Annotated in this window: 1 protein-coding gene; it reads right to left on the bottom strand. The window is 48.6% G+C overall.

What is annotated here, in order from left to right; all coding sequences use genetic code 11:
- Positions 1-21 precede the first annotated feature (21 nt).
- Positions 22-1,379, bottom strand: a protein-coding gene (locus PEH01S_RS34260; RefSeq protein WP_127490455.1) for an IS1182 family transposase whose coding sequence is annotated in 2 segments (ribosomal slippage) — positions 22-815 and positions 815-1,379 — 1,359 coding nt in all. Because the reading frame shifts where the segments join, the coding sequence is not laid out codon by codon here.
- Between the last annotated feature and the right edge of the window lie 25 nt (positions 1,380-1,404).

The following is a 1,404-nucleotide window of genomic DNA, read 5'->3' as shown; positions in this document are numbered from 1 at the left end:
TATAAAAAGCAGAAGATCGCCCTATCCGGCTAGCTTAGCCAGGTGGTTGGCGATCTTCTTGACGTTCTGGCAGATGGCAGTCATGAGCGCTTGCTCTAAGACTTTTTTCTTGCCGCGGAACCGGCAATAGCGAAGTCCATGGAGCTCTTTGGCATCCGCGAAACTTCGCTCTATCGTTTGGTACCGGAGACGGTACAGATATTTGCCCGAGCGAGAGCGCCCGTTTTGTTTTACCCACTCCTTGCTATCCTGCCAAACATGTCGTGTCAGAACCTTTTGTTTGTTCCTTGAACGTGTACACTGGGAAAGCAGCGGGCAGTCCTTGCAAATCTCAGGGGCCGACTTGTATTGGCGGTAACCCTCCCGGTCTGTCGTAGCATAGGCCAACTCTTGTTTTTGTGGACAGATATACAAGTCGCGCTCTCGGTCATACTTAAATCGCCACTTGGCGATCAAACCTTTTACTGGAGTATAGCTTCTACCGCCAATGACGGCATAAATCCTCCGGACGTGGAGTTTCTTGCAGATATCTGCTGTGTAATAACCGGCATCAAGGGCGACAGCCTCCAGTGTTTTATCAAACCCAAATTTCTTTATTTGCAGTTCAAGCCGCTCAAGATAAGGTTTGGAGTCATGGACATTTCCGGGTGTAATATGTACATCAGTAATAATATTGTATTTATGATCGACCGTCCGGTGATCCAAATAGAAGAAACCTTCCGGCTTGCCGTCGCGCACCATATACCCGCTGTCGGGATCCGTTGTGCTCACTTTCGTCTCCTTGGTCTGGGTCACCTCCTTCCGAGGCTTTAAAGCTTTTTTCCATGAGCTTCCCGATCGGCCTGAACGGCCTCGTCCAAATCGTCCAGATAGGTTTTGACGCTCTTTTCGACTTCCTGCTTAACGAACTTACGCTTGTTGGCATTGGCTTTGAGATGGGTTGAATCCGTGATGAGCACGCGGCCTGCAACCATCCGAAGCTCAATGGCTTTGAATACAATATGGTCGAAGATTTCTTGGACAACATCGCTATCCTGAAGCCGCTTGCGGTTCAAGCTCAAGGTGCTGTGGTCTGGAACACGGTCCGTCAAACCTAATCCAACAAACCAGCGATAGGCCACGTTGAGTTGAATTTCCTGCTCAAGCTGGCGCTCAGAACGAATGCCGTACAGATAGCCAATGAACATCATTTTGAAGAGCATGATCGGATCGACCGAGGGGCGTCCGTTATTTTCACAGTAATATGGCTTCACTTTTTCAAGGATAAAGGAAAAGTCAATGTGTTTATGGATCTTGCGAAGCAAATGATGCTGAGGCACGAGTTCTTCCAAACAAACGAATTCGTAGCTGTTTTGCACATTCGGATTGGAGCGAAGCATGCAACCACCGCCTTGTTAGGATAGC

Source organism: Paenibacillus ehimensis NBRC 15659, assembly GCF_004000785.1.
Lineage (GTDB): Bacteria > Bacillota > Bacilli > Paenibacillales > NBRC-103111 > Paenibacillus_G > Paenibacillus_G ehimensis.
This window is presented reverse-complemented; position numbering and strand designations above follow the sequence as displayed.